10 protein-coding genes and 1 pseudogene are annotated in these 18,136 nt (G+C 71.5%); 2 read left to right on the forward strand and 9 right to left on the reverse strand.

What is annotated here, in order from left to right:
• Nucleotides 1-45 precede the first annotated feature (45 nt).
• The 5 genes and pseudogenes from IE262_RS12035 to IE262_RS12055 all read right to left on the reverse strand — a co-directional run.
• Nucleotides 46-1,344, reverse strand: a pseudogene (locus tag IE262_RS12035) (serine/threonine-protein kinase); the annotation flags it as partial.
• Nucleotides 1,345-1,455: 111 nt separating this feature from the next.
• On the reverse strand, nucleotides 1,456-3,336 hold the full coding sequence (locus tag IE262_RS12040) for a serine/threonine-protein kinase (protein WP_189873431.1): 1,881 nt from the start codon (nucleotides 3,334-3,336) through the stop codon (nucleotides 1,456-1,458).
• A 153-nt stretch (nucleotides 3,337-3,489) separates the two neighbouring features.
• The gene (locus IE262_RS12045; RefSeq protein WP_189873598.1) at nucleotides 3,490-6,171 is read right to left on the reverse strand and encodes a serine/threonine kinase C-terminal domain-containing protein; all 2,682 of its coding nucleotides are present in this window, start codon (nucleotides 6,169-6,171) and stop codon (nucleotides 3,490-3,492) included.
• Nucleotides 6,172-6,418: 247 nt separating this feature from the next.
• Nucleotides 6,419-8,641, reverse strand: a complete 2,223-nt coding sequence (locus IE262_RS12050) for a serine/threonine-protein kinase (protein WP_189873433.1) — start codon at nucleotides 8,639-8,641, stop codon at nucleotides 6,419-6,421.
• A 213-nt stretch (nucleotides 8,642-8,854) separates the two neighbouring features.
• A complete protein-coding gene (locus IE262_RS12055; RefSeq protein WP_189873435.1) occupies nucleotides 8,855-10,561 on the reverse strand; it encodes a glycerol-3-phosphate dehydrogenase/oxidase in 1,707 nt (568 codons plus the stop codon).
• A gap of 272 nt (nucleotides 10,562-10,833) precedes the next feature.
• Here IE262_RS12055 and IE262_RS12060 point away from each other — a divergent pair, with 272 nt between their 5' ends.
• Nucleotides 10,834-12,054: a nucleotide sugar dehydrogenase gene (locus tag IE262_RS12060; RefSeq protein WP_189873437.1), complete on the forward strand. Its 1,221-nt coding sequence runs from the start codon at nucleotides 10,834-10,836 to the stop codon at nucleotides 12,052-12,054.
• 694 nt (nucleotides 12,055-12,748) lie between these two features.
• Here IE262_RS12060 and IE262_RS12065 read toward each other — a convergent pair.
• The 4 genes from IE262_RS12065 to IE262_RS12080 form a co-directional block, all read right to left on the reverse strand.
• Nucleotides 12,749-13,873 (reverse strand): GuaB3 family IMP dehydrogenase-related protein, encoded by a 1,125-nt coding sequence (locus IE262_RS12065; protein WP_134039525.1) that lies wholly within the window; start codon nucleotides 13,871-13,873, stop codon nucleotides 12,749-12,751.
• A 180-nt stretch (nucleotides 13,874-14,053) separates the two neighbouring features.
• Nucleotides 14,054-15,559, reverse strand: a complete 1,506-nt coding sequence (gene guaB / locus IE262_RS12070; protein ID WP_134039524.1) for an IMP dehydrogenase — start codon at nucleotides 15,557-15,559, stop codon at nucleotides 14,054-14,056.
• Nucleotides 15,560-15,758: 199 nt separating this feature from the next.
• A complete protein-coding gene (locus IE262_RS12075) occupies nucleotides 15,759-16,334 on the reverse strand; it encodes a sigma-70 family RNA polymerase sigma factor (protein WP_131567123.1) in 576 nt (191 codons plus the stop codon).
• Nucleotides 16,335-16,785: 451 nt separating this feature from the next.
• Nucleotides 16,786-17,397, reverse strand: coding sequence for a response regulator transcription factor (locus tag IE262_RS12080; protein WP_003948568.1), 612 nt, complete (start codon nucleotides 17,395-17,397; stop codon nucleotides 16,786-16,788).
• Between the two features lie 402 nt (nucleotides 17,398-17,799).
• On the opposite strand from IE262_RS12080, the gene IE262_RS12085 reads away from it, so the two are divergent.
• Nucleotides 17,800-18,129: a WhiB family transcriptional regulator gene (locus IE262_RS12085; protein ID WP_134039523.1), complete on the forward strand. Its 330-nt coding sequence runs from the start codon at nucleotides 17,800-17,802 to the stop codon at nucleotides 18,127-18,129.
• Nucleotides 18,130-18,136: the final 7 nt, after the last annotated feature.

The raw sequence follows: 18,136 nt of genomic DNA on the forward strand, positions 1-18,136 counted from the left end.
ACAGCTTTATGGCACGGCGGGAGTGGACCCCGGCGACGGCGTGACCGGGTCCGAGGGCGAAGCCGTGTCCGAGGGGGTGGTCGTGGCCGGTGGCGAGCCCGTGTCCGAGGGGGTGGCCGTGGCCGGCAGCGAGTTCGTGTCCGAGGGGGTGGCCGTGGGCGACGGCGGGCTCGCCGACGGGTTCCCCGGCGTGCTGGGTGCCGAACTCGTCGGCGTGACACCCCCGTCGCCGCCCTCCCGCATCAGCAGGGCCGCCGCCGACACTCCGGCACCCGCCATCGCGGCCACCAGCGCGGCCGCGACCAGCACGCCTCGCGCGGGGTGCCGTAGGGGACGCTCGGCCGCCCCACCGAGTGCGCCGGGTGCGCCGGGTGCGGAGTCTCGTAAGAGCGCGGGGGCGTCCCACGGAGGGGCCCCCGGAGCATCCTGCGCGTCCTGCGCGTCCGGTCGAGTCGGGGCCCACGTCACGTCCCGTCGTACCGGCGTGCGCCCCGCTCCTACCGGGGGCGTACGGCCCGTCTCCAGGTAGGCCCGCAGCAGTTGCTCCGCCTCCGTGGCGTTCAGCCGCCGGTCGGGGTCCCGTTCCAGCAGTCCGCGGACAACGGGCAGGAGTGGCCCGGCCTGCGCGGGCGGACGAATCTCGTCGGTGACGACCGCGTGCAGAATCCCGCCCAACGAGTCACGCCGGAACGGCGATTCACCGCTCAGCACGGCGCACAGCAACGCACCCAGCGACCACAGGTCCGACTCCGGCCCGGTCCTGGCCCCGGACATCCGCTCGGGCGCGGTGTACTCGGGCGAGCCGACGAACGACCCGGTCTCGGTGAGCGTCGTCGCGCCCGCGATCTGGGCGGTGCCGAAGTCGGTGAGGACGACGCGGTCGGTGCCTGCCTCCAACAGGACGTTCGCGGGCTTGAGATCGCGGTGCAGCACCCCGGCGTCATGGGCACGCCGCAGCGCGCCGAGCAGGTCGATGCCGATGCGGGCGGCCTCGCGGGCGTCCACCGGACCGTGGGCCGCGACGCGCTCGGCGAGCGAGCCGCCGTCGATCAGTTCCATGACGAGGTACGGGCGTTCGTCGTGCTCGACGACATCGTGGACGACGATGATGTGCGGATGGCTGAGCTGGGCCACCGCGCGGGCCTCGCGCAGGGTCCGCTCACGCTGCCGCCGGGACTCATCCCCGTCGAGGGAGCGGTCGAGGATGAGTTCCTTGACCGCCACCCGGCGGCCGAGGAGTTGGTCGGTCGCCCGCCAGACGACACCCATGCCGCCCCGGCCGATCCTCGCCTCCAGGCGGTAACGGTCCGCTACGACACGGAAGTTGTCCCCCTCGGTGCCCATGCGCCCCATCATGCACCACGCGGACGGAGCCCTTCCGGGTCCGTGCGCCGGGGTGGCCGACAAGCGACGTATACACGGCGCGCGGGCATCGGGTGGCGCTTTGTGAGCGGGCTACTGTCCCGGGGGCCGCCAGCCGCGCAATATCGTGTCGAACTGCTTGCGCGCGGTGTCCCAGTCCTCCGCCGGCGCGGACACGTAGATGACGTACTCGACGCCGTCACGGGCGATGTACATCTCCTCGATGGCGCGGCGCGGTCCCGGCCATGGGGTGTCCTTCGCCAGCGCCGTCCACGTGTACTCCCACAGGGAACCCCTGCGGTCACGGTAGGTGTTGACCTCCAGAGCCAGCCGCTCGTAATCGACCAGCCGCTGCGCCAGTTGCTGGTCCAGGTCGGCCTGGTGCATGTACGGGTCATCGAAGTCCGGCGAGTCGTCGACGGCGATGCGGATGAAGTGCTTGCCGCCGTCGGGGGAGTAGTCGGTCTGGTTGGCGTCGAAGACCTTGCGCTCCCACTCGTCGCTGGGCAGGGGAAGGCTGAATCCCGCGGGGTCGGTGCGGCGCACCCAGCCGTCGGGGAGGTTGTCGGCCGTGTCGTCTTCCGGACGCTGCGTCGCACTGTCGCCGGCGCCGGGGTCGGCGCTGGGGTCGAGGTCGGACACCTCGTTCCGCGCATTCCCCTCGTCCCACTGCTGCAGGACGACCGCGGTGCCCCCGCCCATGAGGGCGGCCAGAGCCACGACGAGGACGAAGGTACGGGCGCGAGTGCGCTTCCCGGGCCGGGCGACGGACGGCGCGACGGACCGGGCATCGGCACCATAAGGGCCCGTTCCGGGGTGTGCCCCGGCGACCGGCGACTGCGAGGCCATATGCCCTGGGACCGTGTGCCCCGGGACTGTGTGCCCCGGGACTGTGTGCCCTGGGGCTATGTGCCCTGGGGCTGCGTACCCGGGGGTGGTGTGCCCCGGTGCCGTGTGCCCATTCGCCTCATGGCGGTTCGCCCCATGACGGTCCGCCCCATGACGGTCCGTCTCATGGCGGTCCGTCTCATGCTGGCTTGCCTCGTGGGGGCTGGCCTCGTGATGGCTGGCCTCGCGGGGGCTGGCCTCGCGGGGGCTGCCCTCGTGATGGCTGGCCACATGACTGGTGGTCGGCACGTACGCCTGCGCCCCGCGCGGCCAACGCCCCTCCGCCGCCTCGGCGAGCATCTGCTCCGCCTCAGCCAGGCCGGGCCGCTCGGCGGGATCCTTGCGCAGCAGCGCGGTGATCACGGGCCCGAGCGGACCCGCGTGGGCCGGCTCGGCGGGATCCTCGTCGACCACGGCCTGCATGGTGGTCAGCGGAGTGGTGCGCCGGAACGGCGACTTCCCCTCCACCGCCGTGTACAGCGTGGCGCCCAGCGCCCACAGGTCGGAGGCGCGTCCGGGGTCCTGGCCGCGGACCCGCTCGGGTGCGATGTAGTCGACGGAACCGACGATCTCCCCGGTCTTCGTGAGCGTCGTGTCGCCCTCGACCTGGGCGATCCCGAAGTCGGTGAGCAGCACCCGCCCGTCCTCGGCGAGGAGCACGTTCCCGGGCTTCACATCGCGATGCAGCACTCCGGCGGCATGGGCGGCGCTGAGGGCGCGCAGCACCCACAGCCCGATCCGGGCCGCCTCCTGCGGCTCGACACGGCCTCGTTCCTTGACCGCGTCGGCGAGGGAGGCGCCCTCGACCAACTCCATGACGATCCAGGGCCGGTTGTCGTGGTCGAGGACGTCGTGCACGGTGACGACGGCCGAGTGGTTGATCCGAGCGGCCGCCCGTGCCTCGGCGTCGGTTCGCGCCAAGAGTCTGGCCCGGTCGCCGTCCGTGACGTACAGCGCCGCCGTCAACTCCTTGACCGCGACCTCCCGGTGCAGCAGTTCGTCCCGCGCACGCCACACGCGGCCCATGCCGCCGCTGCCGATCGTGTCGACGAGCCGGTAGCGGCCCGCGAGGAGCAGGCCCTGCATCTGATTCACGTTGCCCCGCAATGGTCTTGACAACATCAGACTAGAGAGAGGCTCCCTCGCGGGGAACGGGCGGGTCGACACAGAGACAGCACTGTGACGGTTCTCGCTTGCCGCGGCGCACGGGAACCGTTCCGGCGGACGGTTCCCTCACGCTCAGCCCGTCACCCGGTACGTCGCCGACGCCTGCTCGAACAGTCGTGTCACCTCGTCGCGTTCGGCCTCCGGACCACGCAACTGCACTACGTGGTAGCGGCCGCTGATGAGGATCGCGAGGTTCCGTACGAAGATCCCGCGCCCCGAGGAGTCCTGCCAGGTGAACTGCCCCTCGGCCATGCGCCGTCCGCCGACCTCGATGAGCCGCATCCCGCTGGAGGTCGCCCAGGTCGAGTCGCGGAACGGCTGGAGCTCGCGCTCGTCCTCCCGCTGGTACGTCAGCGGATCGCTGCCGAACGTGCCGGCGCTGTCGCGGCCGGGGACGACGATGAGCTGGAAGCCGCCCTGTGCGTAGACGATCTGGCCGCGCCCGTTCTTGGGCGTGCGGTCCCAGCCGCGGGCGACGGCGACCTCGAAGCCCTCGGGGTCCTTGCGCAGGGTGAACCCTTGGGCGACATCCGGGTCGTTGCCCTGTTCCTCTTCCGCACCGGGTGATCCGGATGATCCGGAAGGGCTCTTGTCGTCGTCCGCGGGCGAGGTCTGGTCGGGCCGCGGCTCGCTGCTGGCCTCCGGAGCGGAGCTGACGTCCCCGGCCGCGCCGGTCCGGCCGGTGTCGGAGCCGCTGCCCGTGCCGCCGGCGTCGCGGGAATCCGCCTTCGGCATGAACACCACGGCGTACGCGATCGCCGCGGCCATGGCGAGCAGTATCACCACGAGCAGGTTCCGCCCGAGGCTGCGCGGCCTGGGCGGCCGGTCCTGCTTGGCGCGCCGGTGGCGGGCGTGCGGGCTTGCCGCGGGCAGCGCTGCGCGGCGCCTGGGGACGAGCCAGCCCCGGCGCCGTACGATCGGCAGCCGGTTCGGTTCCGCGGGTGGTGCCGCTATCACATGCGCACCGGCCTCGGGCTCCGGCGCCGACCGCACGAGCGAGCGCAACCAGCCCCGCAGTTCCTCGAAGTCCAGCCGCTCGGTGGGGTCCTGGCGCAACAGCGACTCGACGACCGGCCGCAGCGGCCCGCACTCCTCCGCGAACGCGGGCGGCTCCGAGCACACCAGTTGCACCAGCTCGGCGGTGTTCTCCTCCGGGTAGGGCGCGTGCCCCTGCACCGCGCGGAACAGCAGCGCTCCGAGCGCCCACAGGTCGGTCGCGGGCCCGATCGGCGCCGCCAACTGCCAGTTCTCGTGCACCGGCCCGGCCTGTTCCGGCGCCCACCGCTCGGTGACGGGGCCGACGACCGCCATCCGCGCCTGCCGGGCCCGTTCGGCGGCCAGCGCCGTGGCGGGGCCGCGCCGGGGGGCACCGGTGGGGACCGTCTGCCCCCACGGGCTGGGCGCACTGTCAGCGTACGGGGCGGGTGTGGTGACGCTGTTGCCGTACAGGGGGCTCGCGGGCGCGCCCTTGCTGAGGGCGTCCGCGCCGTACGCGTCGCTGCCGGGTACGCCGTGCCCCTGAGCGCCGACACCGAGGACGCCACCGCCATAGGTGCCCGTACCAGGTTCACCGTGTTGTGAACCGCCGTGCCCTGGTCCGCCGTGCCCTGATCCGCCGTGCCCTGGTCCGCCGTGCTCTGCGCCGTGCTCTGGTGCGCCGTCGGCTGCCGGAGCGGCGCCACGGGGCAGCGCTCCGTGCCAGGGGTTCGGCCGTACCACGCCGTACGGGTCGGCGACCTGGCCGGGCGGTGTGTACGGCGCGCCCTGACCCGCGGCGGGCGTCGCCTCGCCGTGAACGGGAGCCGGTCGCTGCGCGGGCAACGCCGCGCTCTGGCCGCCCTGTCGTTCCTCGTGCACGCGTGCCGCGGCCCGCGCACCGGCTCGGTAGGCCGCGATGGCCCCGGCGCGGGCCGCCCGGACGTCACCCCCCGCGTCGAGCGCGCGCTGTCCGCCCGACGGGTCCGGGTCCGTGACCGGCCCGGGTCCCCCGGCCCCTCGCGCCTCGATGGCGGCACGCCGCGCGGCCTCGGCATCGGGGCCACCCACTCGGGGCGCCCCCGCATCGGCCGCGGAACCGGAGGCCCCCGAAGGCCCCGAAGCCCCCCGCGGCTCCCCGGCCGGGCCCTCGCCCTCGACCTCGCGCACCGGCACGGGGTCGTACCCGCACAGCGCCTCCTCGGCCGCTCCGGCCGCCAGCCCGCTGAGCACCACACGCCCGTCGTCGCAGACGAGGACGGTTCGCGCGGTGATGTTCCGGTGCACCCAGCCATGGGCGTGGAGCGCGCGCAGGGCGGTGAGGACGTCGGCGGCGACCTCGGCCGCCCGGTACGGCGTCAACGGCTGCTCGGCGAGCAGTGCGGCCAGCGGCCGTGCGCCCACCAGCTCACTCACGATCCACAGCGAACCGCTCTCGGCGAACACGTCGAAGACCTGGTCGAGCCGTGGGTGGTCGGGAATCTGCGCGGCGGCCTGCGCGGCCTCGATCGCCCGGCGCACGGCCGGGTCGGCGGGCCCGCGCGTGGACCGCGCGGCGGCCCGGGATGCCCCGCCGTCCCGGGCGACATACCCGTCGGGCAACCCGTCCGCGTCGAGCACCTCCGCCTCGACGATCTCGGGCAACGGCACCTGCCGCATGAGGACTTCCTGCCCGCTGTATGTGTCGAACGCCCGAGTCTCGGCCAGTTCGTACTCGTCCGACGGTGGCAGCGGCAGGCGGTAACGGTCGGCGAGTACCCGTCCCGCATAGTCGTCCACGATGCCTCCCCCGGCCACACGGTCGGTCAAATCCGTTCGCCTCGCGTCCCGTTCCGTACTGGATGCGTACGGTCCGCAGCCACTCACGATACGTGCCGGAGGCAACCCGCATTGAGGGGATTCGAGATCTCACCCCTCACAAGTCTTCCAATGATCTCAGTACCCCCTCAGGGCTTCGCCTGATCCCTCAGAGGTCCCCAGAGGATCCCCAGAGGATGGCTGACCCGTCAGAACTTCGCCTGGCCCTTCAGGACTTCGGCTGGAACGTTTCCGTGAACGTCCGCCACGTGTCCTTGCGCAGCTCGCTGTCCCAGTCGGAAGCCTTGGCGGTGTACATCAGCGCGTACCCCTGCTGTGAGTTCACCACGAACCCCCGGTCGATCGACCGGTACTTCGTGCCGCTCTCCGTGTAGGTGAACTCCCAGTCGGCCGTCTTCCATCCGCGGTAGTCCACCTCCTCGATGTGCACCCGCTGGTACTGCGAGCGCGTCATGTAGCGCTCCTGGTTCTCCCAGTCCGCCACCGGGTCATCCTTGGGTGTCGTCGTCCAGGCGACCAGCAGCTTCTGCCCGTCCGGCCCGGTGAAACGGGCACCCGCGGCATCCGTCGACCGGTACTTCCACGCCGTCGGCAGCCCGATCGAGAACCCTTGCGACCCCTTGTACGTCGACTTCGCGATGCCGTCCGCACCCGACGCGTCCCCGCCGCTCCCGGAACCGCTCTCCGTGCTCGCCTCACTGCTCGCCGACGCGTCCGCTCCCGAAGCCGACTCGGTCTTCTCGGTCTTGTCCGTCTTCCCGGTCTCCGTCTCCGTACGGCTGCCCGAGTCGTCGTCCTTGCTGCTGCTCGCGGTCACGCCCCTGGACGCGGCCGCCTTGGTGTCCCCGCTCTTGGAGTCCGACCCGCTGTCGTCGCCGAGGGACAGCGCGAGCACGGTGCCGAGCACGGCCAGCACCACGACCGCCGCGAGGATGACCAGCGTCCGCCGGGGTACGACATCGGTGATCGACGCCCGGGGCACGGGCCGCGGCGGCAGGTCGGGCGGCGGCATCTCCGGCCATCCCGAAGTCCGGCCCCCGCCCACCGTGTTGACCGCCTTGGTGGCGGCGACGTCCCCTGCTCCGGTCAGCCCGGCTGAGGCCTTGCCTCCGGACGCGGTGCCCCCGGAGGCACCGGTCTGCCCGGACGCCGTACCGGACGTGCCGGGGGTCTTGTCCGATCCGGTCGTACCGGAGCTCGTCCCAGGGCCCGCGGTGGACCCGGGTGCCGATCTGCTCCCCGAGCCTGGGGATGCGGACACAGACGCGGATTCGGATGCCGATGTGGAAGCGGATGCGGGTGCGGATGGGGAATCCGTTGGCGACGAAGCCGTCCCGGAGTCGCTCTCCTCACCGGCCTTGCCCCGCGTGCCTGCCGCCGCCGTGGCCGCCGCGGCCCCCGACGCCGCCTTCCGCACGGAACGAAACGCCCCGCGCCACCGCTCCGCCGGCTCCCCCTGCCTGGCACCGGCCCCGGAGCCGCCCGAACTCCCCTTCCCCGAAAGCTCCTCCGGCACCGGCGGCAACGCCACGACCCGTGTCGCGTCCAACGGCTCCGGCTCGGCCTGCTCGGGGTCGGGCGCGTGGATGACGTCGTTGAGCAACGCCCGCGCCCCCGCGTCGTCGAGCCGCTGCTGGGGGTCCTTGGCGAGGAGTCCGAAGATCACGTCCTTCAGCGGTCCCGCGCTCTTCGGCTCCGGGACCGGCTCGGTCATCACGGCGGTCAGCGTCGCGATGGCCGAGCCCTTGTCGTACGGCGGCACGCCCTCGACCGACGCGTACAGCAGGCCGCCGAGGGACCACAGGTCCGCCGCGGGGCCGGGCTTGTGACCGCGCGCCCGCTCCGGCGAGATGTACGAGGGGGCGCCGACGAGCATGCCGGTCGAGGTGATGGAGGGGTCGCCCTCGACCTGCGCGATACCGAAGTCGGTGAGGACGACCCTGCCGTCCTCCTTGGAGATCAGCACGTTCGACGGCTTCACGTCACGGTGCAGGATCCCCTCGCGGTGAGCGGCGCGCAGCACATCGAGGACGGCGAGGCCCACCTCGGCGGCGCGCTTCGGCTCCAGGAGACCGTCCTCGCGGATGACCTCGGCGAGCGACTTGCCCTCGATGAGCTCCATCACGATCCACGGCCGGTCGTCCTCGTCGACCACGTCGAAGACCGTCACCGCCCCGTTGCTGCGGATCCTGGCGATCGCCTTGGCCTCGCGCAACGTGCGCGTGATGAGCCGCCGCTTCTCGTCCTCGTCGATGCTCGACGGGAACCGCAGCTCCTTCACGGCGACCGTCCGGCCCAGCGTCTCGTCCTTGGCCCGCCACACCGTGCCCATGCCGCCGCGGCCGAGGACCCCTCCCAGCCGGTAACGCCCGGCGAGGAGACGTCCACTCTCGTCCCGACGGGATGCCCCGCCCCGCTCCGCCTCCGACATGCGTCCCCTCATGCAACCCGCCCTGACAGAGCCTCCATTGTCCCTCACCCGACAACCGCCCCACGCCCAGGGTGTCCCCTGCCCGCCCGAAGCCACACCCTCGGCCGACCTCGGACGGGGGAGCGCGCCACGGCACCGCACACCCCGGCCGGGACGAGGACTTCACCACGGCGCCGGCCACGTATCCGCTCATTCCCCCTCTACGCTCACCCTCTACAGCGGCACGATGTCCGGCGCTCCCAGCCGTGCCGCGTCGGCGGTCAGGTCGTCCGGCTGCCGCTGCGACTCCCGCTCGGCCTCCACGCGCTTCTGGTAGTGCTCGATCTCACGCTCGATCTGGTCCTTGTCCCAGCCGAGCACGGGAGCCATCAGCTCCGCGGCCTCCCGCGCACTGCGCGTGCCGCGGTCGAACGTCTCGATCGAGATCCGCGTCCGCCGGGTGAGCACGTCGTCCAGGTGCCGCGCCCCCTCGTGCGAGGCCGCGTACACGACCTCGGCCCGTAGATAGTCCTCGGCCGCGTGCAGGGGCTCCCCCAGCGACGGATCGGTCCCGATCAGGTCGAGCAGTTCCTCCGCCAGCGCGCCGTACCGGTTCAACAGGTGCTCGACGCGGGCCACATGGAGTCCGGCCCGCGCCGCTGTCCGAGCGCGCGCGTTCCACAGCGCCCGGTACCCCTCGGCCCCGAGCAGCGGCACGTCCTCGGTCACGCATGCGGCGACCCGCCGGTCGAGACCGTGCACCGCCGCGTCCACGGCGTCCTTGGCCATCACCCGGTACGTCGTGTACTTGCCGCCCGCCACGACCACGAGCCCCGGCACCGGATGCGCCACGGTGTGTTCGCGCGACAGCTTGCTGGTGGCGTCCGACTCGCCTGCGAGCAGCGGCCGCAGGCCCGCGTACACGCCCTGCACGTCGTCCCGGGTCAGCGGCACCGCCAGTACCGAGTTCACGTGCTCCAGCAGATAGTCGATGTCCGCGCTGGACGCGGCCGGGTGGGCCTTGTCGAGGTCCCAGTCGGTGTCCGTGGTGCCCACGATCCAGTGCCGCCCCCAGGGGATGACGAACAGCACGGACTTCTCGGTCCGCAGGATGAGCCCGCTCGTGGAGTGGATGCGGTCCTTCGGCACGACCAGATGGATGCCCTTGGAGGCCCGCACATGGAACTGGCCCCGCTCGCCCACCATCGCCTGGGTGTCGTCGGTCCACACACCGGTGGCGTTCACGACCTGCTGGGCGCGGACCTCGTACTCCCCGCCCGCTTCCACGTCCTGCACCCGGGCACCCACGACGCGCTCGCCCTCGCGCAGGAAGCCGGTCACCCGCGCGCGGTTGGCGACCTTCGCGCCGTACGACGCCGCCGTGCGCACCAGAGTGGCCACGTAGCGGGCGTCGTCCATCTGGGCGTCGTAGTACTGGAGGGCCCCGACCAGGGCGTCCTTCTTCAAGCAGGGCGCGACGCGCAGGGCGTTGCGGCGCGTCAGATGACGGTGCACGGGCAGGCCCCGGCCGTGGCCGCGCGCCATCGACATGCCGTCGTAGAGCGCGACGCCCGATCCCGCGTACAGCCGCTCCCAGCCCTTGTGCTGCAGCGGGTACAGGAACGGAACCGGCTTCACCAGGTGGGGCGCCAGCCGCTCCAGCAGCAGACCGCGCTCCTTCAACGCCTCCCGTACGAGCGCGAAGTCGAGCATCTCCAGATAGCGCAGGCCGCCGTGGATCAGCTTGCTGGACCTGCTGGAGGTGCCCGACGCCCAGTCACGGGCTTCGACCAGCCCCGTGGACAGGCCGCGCGTCGCCGCGTCGAGCGCGGTGCCCGCACCGACCACGCCCGCGCCGACGACCAGCACGTCCAGCTCGCGCTCGGCCATTCCCGCCAGGGACTCGGCGCGCTGTGCCGGCCCCAGTGTCGCTGTCCTCACCGCTGCCTCCCGCTGTGTGTCGCGCTGGTCTCGCCTGCCCGGCAAAACCCGGCTCACCTCCCCCATGCCCAGAATTCTGACGGCGTCGCCCGGCTTCGGCCACCAACCGCCCTCCGCCTGTGGACAACTCTCGGGGACGCGCGGAGAAAGAGCGTCAGCCAATACCGCATAACGGTCATATTTACTCCTAGTCTGACATTGCGCTCGCCCATCCTGTCCACAGGGCTTGCGCGACTGTCCCGCTTCGGCTATCGCGAAGGACGGCCCACGTCATGCCCGCAGATCTCGCCGTCATCGGACTCGGCCCGCTCGGCCTGCCGCTGGCCCAGGCCGCCGTCGCCGCCGGCATCCCCACCCTCGGGTACAGGACCGCTCCCGATGCCGACGCCCAGCACGGCTCCCTCACCCCCGCCGAACTCCGCCGCATGCTCGCCCAGGGCTTCCGGCCGACCACCAGCCCCGCCGAACTCGGCCGCGTCCGTACGGCCGTCCTCTGCGCCCCGACCCCGCGCGGCGCCGACGGCACACTCGACCTCACCCATGTCGCCGACGCCGCCCGCACCCTCGCCGAACGGTTGCGCCCGCACACCACGGTGATCCTGGAGTCCCCCGTGCACCCCGGCACCACGGAGCAGTTCCTGCGGCCGCTCCTCGAAGAGGGCTCCGGCCTGCGCGCGGGCCGCGACTTCCACCTCGCGTACTCCCCCGGTCGCGCCGACCCCGGCAACCGTGACTTCGGCCCCGCCAACACCCCCAAGGTGATCGGCGGCCTCACCCCCGCCTGCACCGAGTCGGCCGCCGCCTTCTACGGACGCCTCACCGACAAGGTGGTACGCGCGCGTGGACCGCGCGAAGCGGAGACCGTGCAGCTTCTGGAGACCAACTACCGGCACGTCAACATCGCCCTCGTCAACGAGATGGCCGTTCTCTGCCACGACCTGGGCGTCGACCTGTGGGACGTCATCCGGTGCGCCGAGACCAAACCGTTCGGCTTCCAGGCCTTCCGTCCCGGCCCCGGCGTCGGCGGCCACGGCGTCCCCCAGGACCTGGCCGGCCACGCGCCCCGCTCCCTGCGCATGGTCGAACTGGCCCAGCGGGTCAACGACCGCATGCCCCAGTACGTCGTCCAGCGCGCCGCCACGCTCCTCAACGAGCACGGCAAGTCGGCCCGCGGCGCCCGCGTACTCCTCCTGGGCGTCACCTACAGGCCCGACGTGGCCGACCAACAGGGCACCCCCGCACGCGAGATCGCCCTGCGCCTGATGGAACTCGGCGCCGCCGTCAGCTACCACGACCCGTACGTCCCGTCCTGGAGCGTCCTCGACCGCCCGGTCCCCCGCGCGGACTCCCTCTACGAGGCCGCCGCCGACGCCGACCTGACGATCCTGCTCCAGCAGCACCGCACGTACGACCTGCAGGGGCTGTCGGTGAAGGCGCAGTTGCTGCTGGACACGCGGGGGGCTGCGCCTTTGGGGGCGGCGCATCGGTTGTGAAGGGGGGCGCGTGGGTGGCTGGGGCTCTGGGACTGGTGGCGCGGGCTGGCCTCGCATCAGTAGCGTACGAGCGCGGATCCCCCGCCGGCCCGGCGGCGGGCTCCGGTTACGAGTGGTCGCCCCTACTGTGTATAGGGGCGGCCACTCACCATCGAAAATCCGCGAGCTCCACCCCCTCCCGATGCCGGGCCGCCCGACGGCGGATCCGGTACCGTACAAAAGGTGGAGCCCACCGCAGATGGCGCTGCGGCAGGCTCCTGAAAAGTGAACGGAGTGTCCACCCCTAGTCCTCTTGGGGGTGGCCGCTCACTTTCCGTACATACGCAAGATCCACCTCCTCCGGCACTTCACCATCCGCAGACGGATCCGATCCCAGCGGGTGGGCTTGCGATGACGCCCCATGGGTGCCCCCTTCCACGATGCCGCCCAGTTGCCCGGTGGACGGTCCGTTGGATTTCGGGCCGGGCCCCGAGGGCCGGGGTCCGGAACCGTGTCCTTGGAAGGGGGCGCCCCAGAGAACCGGGTCGCCAACACGGACGTTATCGCCGCAGACCGGTCCGACCAGCCCGTATTCGCCCCAAAGGCAACCGCGCGCTCCCGCATCGCCCAACGCGCCCCTGCCCAGGCCCCATTGGGCACGCAAAAGGGCCGGTCACCCACCCGGAGTGACCGGCCCTTCTTCCTGCCGTAGCGGCTACCGCCTGTGCTGCGAGTCCGCCACCGTCACCTCGACCCGCTGGAACTCCTTCAGCTCGCTGTACCCGGTGGTGGCCATGGCCCGCCGCAGCGCCCCGAAGAAGTTCATCGAGCCGTCCGGGGTGTGGGACGGGCCCGTGAGGACCTCCTCGATCGTGCCCACCGTGCCGAGGTCGACCTTCTTGCCGCGCGGCAGCTCCTCGTTGACGGCCTCCATGCCCCAGTGGTGGCCCTTGCCCGGCGCATCCGTGGCTCGGGCCAGCGGCGAACCCATCATCACCGCGTCCGCACCACAGGCGATGGCCTTGGGCAGGTCACCGGACCAGCCCACCCCGCCGTCGGCGATGACGTGCACGTACCGCCCGCCGGACTCGTCCATGTAGTCGCGCCGGGCGGCGGCCACATCCGCCACCGCCGTCGCCATGGGCACCTGGATGCCCAGGACGTTGCGCGTGGTGTGCGCGGCGCCGCCGCCGAAGCCGACGAGGACACCGGCCGCACCCGTACGCATCAGGTGCAGGGCCGCGGTGTAGGTGGCGCAGCCGCCCACGATCACGGGGACGTCCAGCTCGTAGATGAACTGCTTCAGGTTCAGCGGCTCGGCGGCACCGGAGACGTGCTCCGCCGACACCGTCGTCCCGCGGATGACGAAGATGTCGACGCCCGCGTCCACGACCGCCTTGGAGAACTGGGCGGTGCGCTGCGGGGAGAGCGCGGCGGCGGTGACCACACCCGAGTCGCGCACCTCCTTCAGGCGCTGCCCGATCAGCTCCTCCTTGATCGGAGCGGCGTAGATCTCCTGGAGGCGGCGGGTCGCGGTCTCCACGTCCAGCTCGGCGATCTCGTCGAGCAGGGGCTGCGGGTCCTCGTACCGCGTCCACAGGCCTTCGAGGTTCAGGACGCCGAGGCCGCCCAGCTCGCCGATGCGGATGGCCGTGGCCGGCGAGACCACCGAATCCATGGGGGCGGCCAGGAAGGGCAGCTCGAAACGGTAGGCGTCGATCTGCCAGGCGATCGAGACCTCCTTCGGGTCCCGGGTACGGCGGCTCGGGACGACGGCGATGTCGTCGAAGGCGTACGCCCGGCGGCCGCGCTTGCCCCGCCCGATCTCGATCTCAGTCACGTGAGTGGCCTTTCCTCTGCGTTCCAGCGCCTCCAGTATCCCCGACACCCACGACAAGGGCGGTCCCGGAGGCTCCGGGACCGCCCTCGTCGAACCGTGGACGCGGGGCACGCGTACGCGTGGAGGCTGTTCTCCAGCTTCAGCTGCGGCTGTTCAGGTTCGGCTGTTCAGGTTCGGCGTTCAGCCCCGGCTGGTGTAGTTCGGTGCCTCGACCGTCATCTGGATGTCGTGCGGGTGGCTCTCCTTGAGGCCCGCCGAGGTGATCCGCACGAAGCGGCCCTTGGACTCCATCTCGTCGATGGTGGCGGCGCCCACGTAGCCCATGGTCTGGCGCAGGCCGCCCACGAGCTGGTGCAGAACGTTGGCCAGCGGGCCGCGGTAGGGCACCTGTCCCTCGATGCCCTCGGGCACCAGCTTGTCGTCGGAGGCCACCTCGGCCTGGAAGTAGCGGTCCTTCGAGTAGGACCTGCCCTGGCCCCGGGACTGCATCGCGCCGAGCGAGCCCATGCCGCGGTACGACTTGAACTGCTTGCCGTTGATGAAGAGCAGTTCGCCGGGCGACTCCTCGCAGCCCGCGAGGAGGCTGCCGAGCATCACCGTGTCGGCGCCGGCGGCCAGCGCCTTGCCGATGTCGCCGGAGTACTGCAGGCCACCGTCACCGATCACCGGGACACCGGCGGCGCGGGCCGCGAGGGCCGCCTCGTAGATGGCCGTGACCTGCGGGACGCCGATACCGGCGACGACCCGGGTGGTGCAGATCGAACCGGGGCCCACGCCCACCTTGATGCCGTCCACACCGGCGTCGATCAGCGCCTGGGCCCCGTCACGCGTGGCGACGTTGCCGCCGATCACGTCCACGCCCACGCTCGACTTGATCTTCGACATCCAGCTGAGCGCGTTGCTGTTGTGGCCGTGCGAGGTGTCGACGACCAGGAAGTCCACGCCGGCCCCGGCCAGTGCCTGGGCCCGCTCCAGTGCCTCGGGGCTGGCGCCGACGGCGGCACCCACGAGCAGACGGCCCTCGGTGTCCTTCGCGGCGTTCGGGTACTGCTCGGCCTTCACGAAGTCCTTGACGGTGATGAGGCCCTTCAGGACGCCCGCCTCGTCGACCAGGGGAAGCTTCTCGATCTTGTGGCGGCGCAGCAGGTCCATGGCGTCGTTGCCGGAGATGCCGACCTTGCCGGTGACCAGCGGCATCGGCGTCATGACCTCGCGGACCTGGCGCGAACGGTCCGACTCGAAGGCCATGTCGCGGTTGGTGACGATGCCCAGCAGCTTGCCGCCGCCGTCGGTGACCGGGACGCCGCTGATGCGGAACTTGGCACACAGCGCGTCGGCCTCGGCCAGTGTCGCGTCCGGGTTCACCGTGATCGGGTCGGTGACCATGCCGGACTCGGAGCGCTTCACCAGGTCGACCTGGTTGACCTGGTCCTCGATGGAGAGGTTGCGGTGCAGCACGCCGACGCCGCCCTGCCGGGCCATCGCGATCGCCATGCGGGACTCGGTCACCTTGTCCATCGCCGCTGAGAGCAGCGGGATGTTCACCCGCACGTTGCGCGACACGCGGGACGAGGTGTCGACCGCGCCCGGCAGCACTTCGGATGCGCCCGGCAGCAGCAGCACGTCGTCGTAGGTCAGCCCGAGTGTCGCGAATTTCTCGGGCACTCCGTCGACGTTGGCAGTCATGACACCTTCTCCATATGGCCTTGATCGGTGCGGATGTCCATGCTAACGGGAAGCGGAGGTGCCTCATTCCATGGCGGAGAGCACCCTGTGGCTTCGTATGTTCGTACGGTTCGGGCATCGCCCCCGTTCACCGGCGGACGGGACGCGGCCGGAAAGTGGCCTCCGGGAAATCGAGGAAGGCCCCGGCGTGGGAGCCCGTCTACTGCTCTGCCAGCGCCCGCAGTCTGCTCAGCGCGCGGTGCTGTGCCACGCGTACGGCCCCTGGAGACATCCCCAGCATCTGGCCCGTCTCCTCGGCCGTGAGCCCCACCGCGATGCGCAGCAGGAGCAGTTCCCGCTGGTTCTCCGGAAGGTTGGCCAGCAGTTTCTTGGCCCACTCGGCGTCGCTGCTCAGCAGCGCCCGCTCCTCCGGGCCCAGCGAGTCGTCCGGTCGCTCGGGCATCTCGTCCGAGGGCACCGCCGTGGAGCCCGGGTGGCGCATCGCGGCCCGCTGCAGATCGGCGACCTTGTGGGCGGCGATGGCGAAGACGAACGCCTCGAAGGGCCTTCCTGTGTCCTTGTAGCGCGGCAGCGCCAGGAGAACGGCGACACAGACCTCCTGTGCGAGGTCCTCCACGAAGTGGCGGGCGTCACCCGGAAGCCGGGACAGCCGCGTACGGCAGTAGCGCAGGGCGAGCGGATGGACGTGGGCGAGCAGGTCGTGCGTGGCCTGCTGGTCTCCGTCGACAGCGCGATGAACGAGCGCACCGATCACCGTCGTCTCGTCGTCGCGCATCGGTCCATGGTGCCCTGAGGCCGTCCGCCCCGTGCCACCGTGCGCCGTGTTGTGCACCGAAGCGTTATGAGCAGGTGCGCCGGAACTCATCTCCTGCGCCCTCCCCTTCCGCTCGTCCGACTCGTCCCCGAGGAACTCCACACCTCAAGGATGCGGCATCCGCGGCGAAACGAGCAGCAGGCACCCGGCGGGCCGCTGTGCCACCCCCGCCCACCTCGCGATACGCACCCCCGTTGACCTGCCGGAAAGCGCTCCCGCCCGGCTTTCGGGAAGCGGCCCCGCCCGCCCTGTGGCAGACGGGGATTCCCGAACTCCCGCCGGGTCCTGTCGTCACACTCCCGTCGTCCCCCCGAAGGGCGGGCGACGCGCACGGCGTCGCGAGGCCGGGCGCACCTCCCACACCCTTTAAGGCAGTGGGGGAGGGAGTGTGACGGCAGAGCCCGGGGTCCACCTAACGGACCAGGCCCCACCGGAAGCCGAGCGCCACGGCGTGCGCCCGGTCGGAGGCGCCGAGCTTCTTGAACAGCCGCCTGGCATGCGTCTTGACGGTGTCCTCGGAGAGGAACAGCTCCCGGCCGATCTCCGCGTTCGACCGGCCGTGGCTCATGCCCTCAAGGACCTGGATCTCGCGGGCGGTGAGCGTGGGGGCGGCCCCCATCTCGGCCGAACGCAGCCTGCGCGGAGCGAGCCGCCACGTCGGGTCGGCGAGCGCCTGCGTCACCGTGGCACGCAGTTCCGCGCGTGAGGCGTCCTTGTGCAGATACCCCCGGGCGCCGGCGGCCACCGCGAGTGCCACTCCGTCGAGGTCCTCGGCGACGGTGAGCATGATGATGCGCGCACCGGGGTCGGCGGACAGCAGCCGCCGTACGGTCTCGACGCCGCCCAGACCGGGCATGCGTACGTCCATGAGAATCAGGTCCGAGCGGTCGGCGCCCCAGCGGCGGAGGACTTCCTCGCCGTTGGCCGCCGTCGTCACGCGCTCGACGCCGGGCACGGTCGCGACCGCGCGGCGGAGCGCCTCTCGGGCAAGCGGGGAGTCGTCGCAGACGAGGACGGATGTCATGGCCGCCCTCCGCAGCTGATGCGCGTCACCTTGAGCCTCCAGGCTGGTACGAATCGTCACCTGTGCGGTCGACACTCGCGAGCGGACTTGAGACGCCTGCCCGAGCGCTTGTTCCTTCAACCGCCTCCGCACTCTCAACGACGGTCACTCGAAAGAGTTACGGGGCACTGAGCCACCTTCGGCACTCTACGTGAGGGGACGGACACAGCGCAGACATGCGCAACAGACCCTCAACGTTTCATCACAACCATGCCCCATTTAGCCCCATTTCTTCCCTTTTTGCGGTGTTTGAGGCTAGATTCGCAATGGGTCATATTTTCATCTCCTTAGATCGCGGATGTACGGTCGAGTCATATCGTCAGATCACATCTCAGCCCAGAACGGCAACAAGGGGACAACGCAATGGCAGATTTCTCCCGCCTTCCCGGGCCCAACGCGGATCTGTGGGACTGGCAGCTCCTCGCGGCGTGCCGCGGAGTCGACAGCTCGCTCTTCTTCCACCCGGAGGGTGAGCGCGGTGCGGCACGGAGCGCTCGCGAGAACTCGGCCAAAGAGGTCTGCATGAGGTGCCCGGTCCGCGCGGAGTGCGCGGCACACGCCCTGCGGGTGCGCGAGCCGTACGGCGTGTGGGGCGGACTGACAGAGGACGAGCGCGAAGAGCTCATGGGACGGGCGCGCCACCGGCTGGTGTCGGCATCGGCGACGGGGAGCGATACCGCCTCCACCAATTGAAATAACG

The organism is Streptomyces bluensis (genome assembly GCF_014650715.1).
Lineage (GTDB): Bacteria > Actinomycetota > Actinomycetes > Streptomycetales > Streptomycetaceae > Streptomyces > Streptomyces bluensis.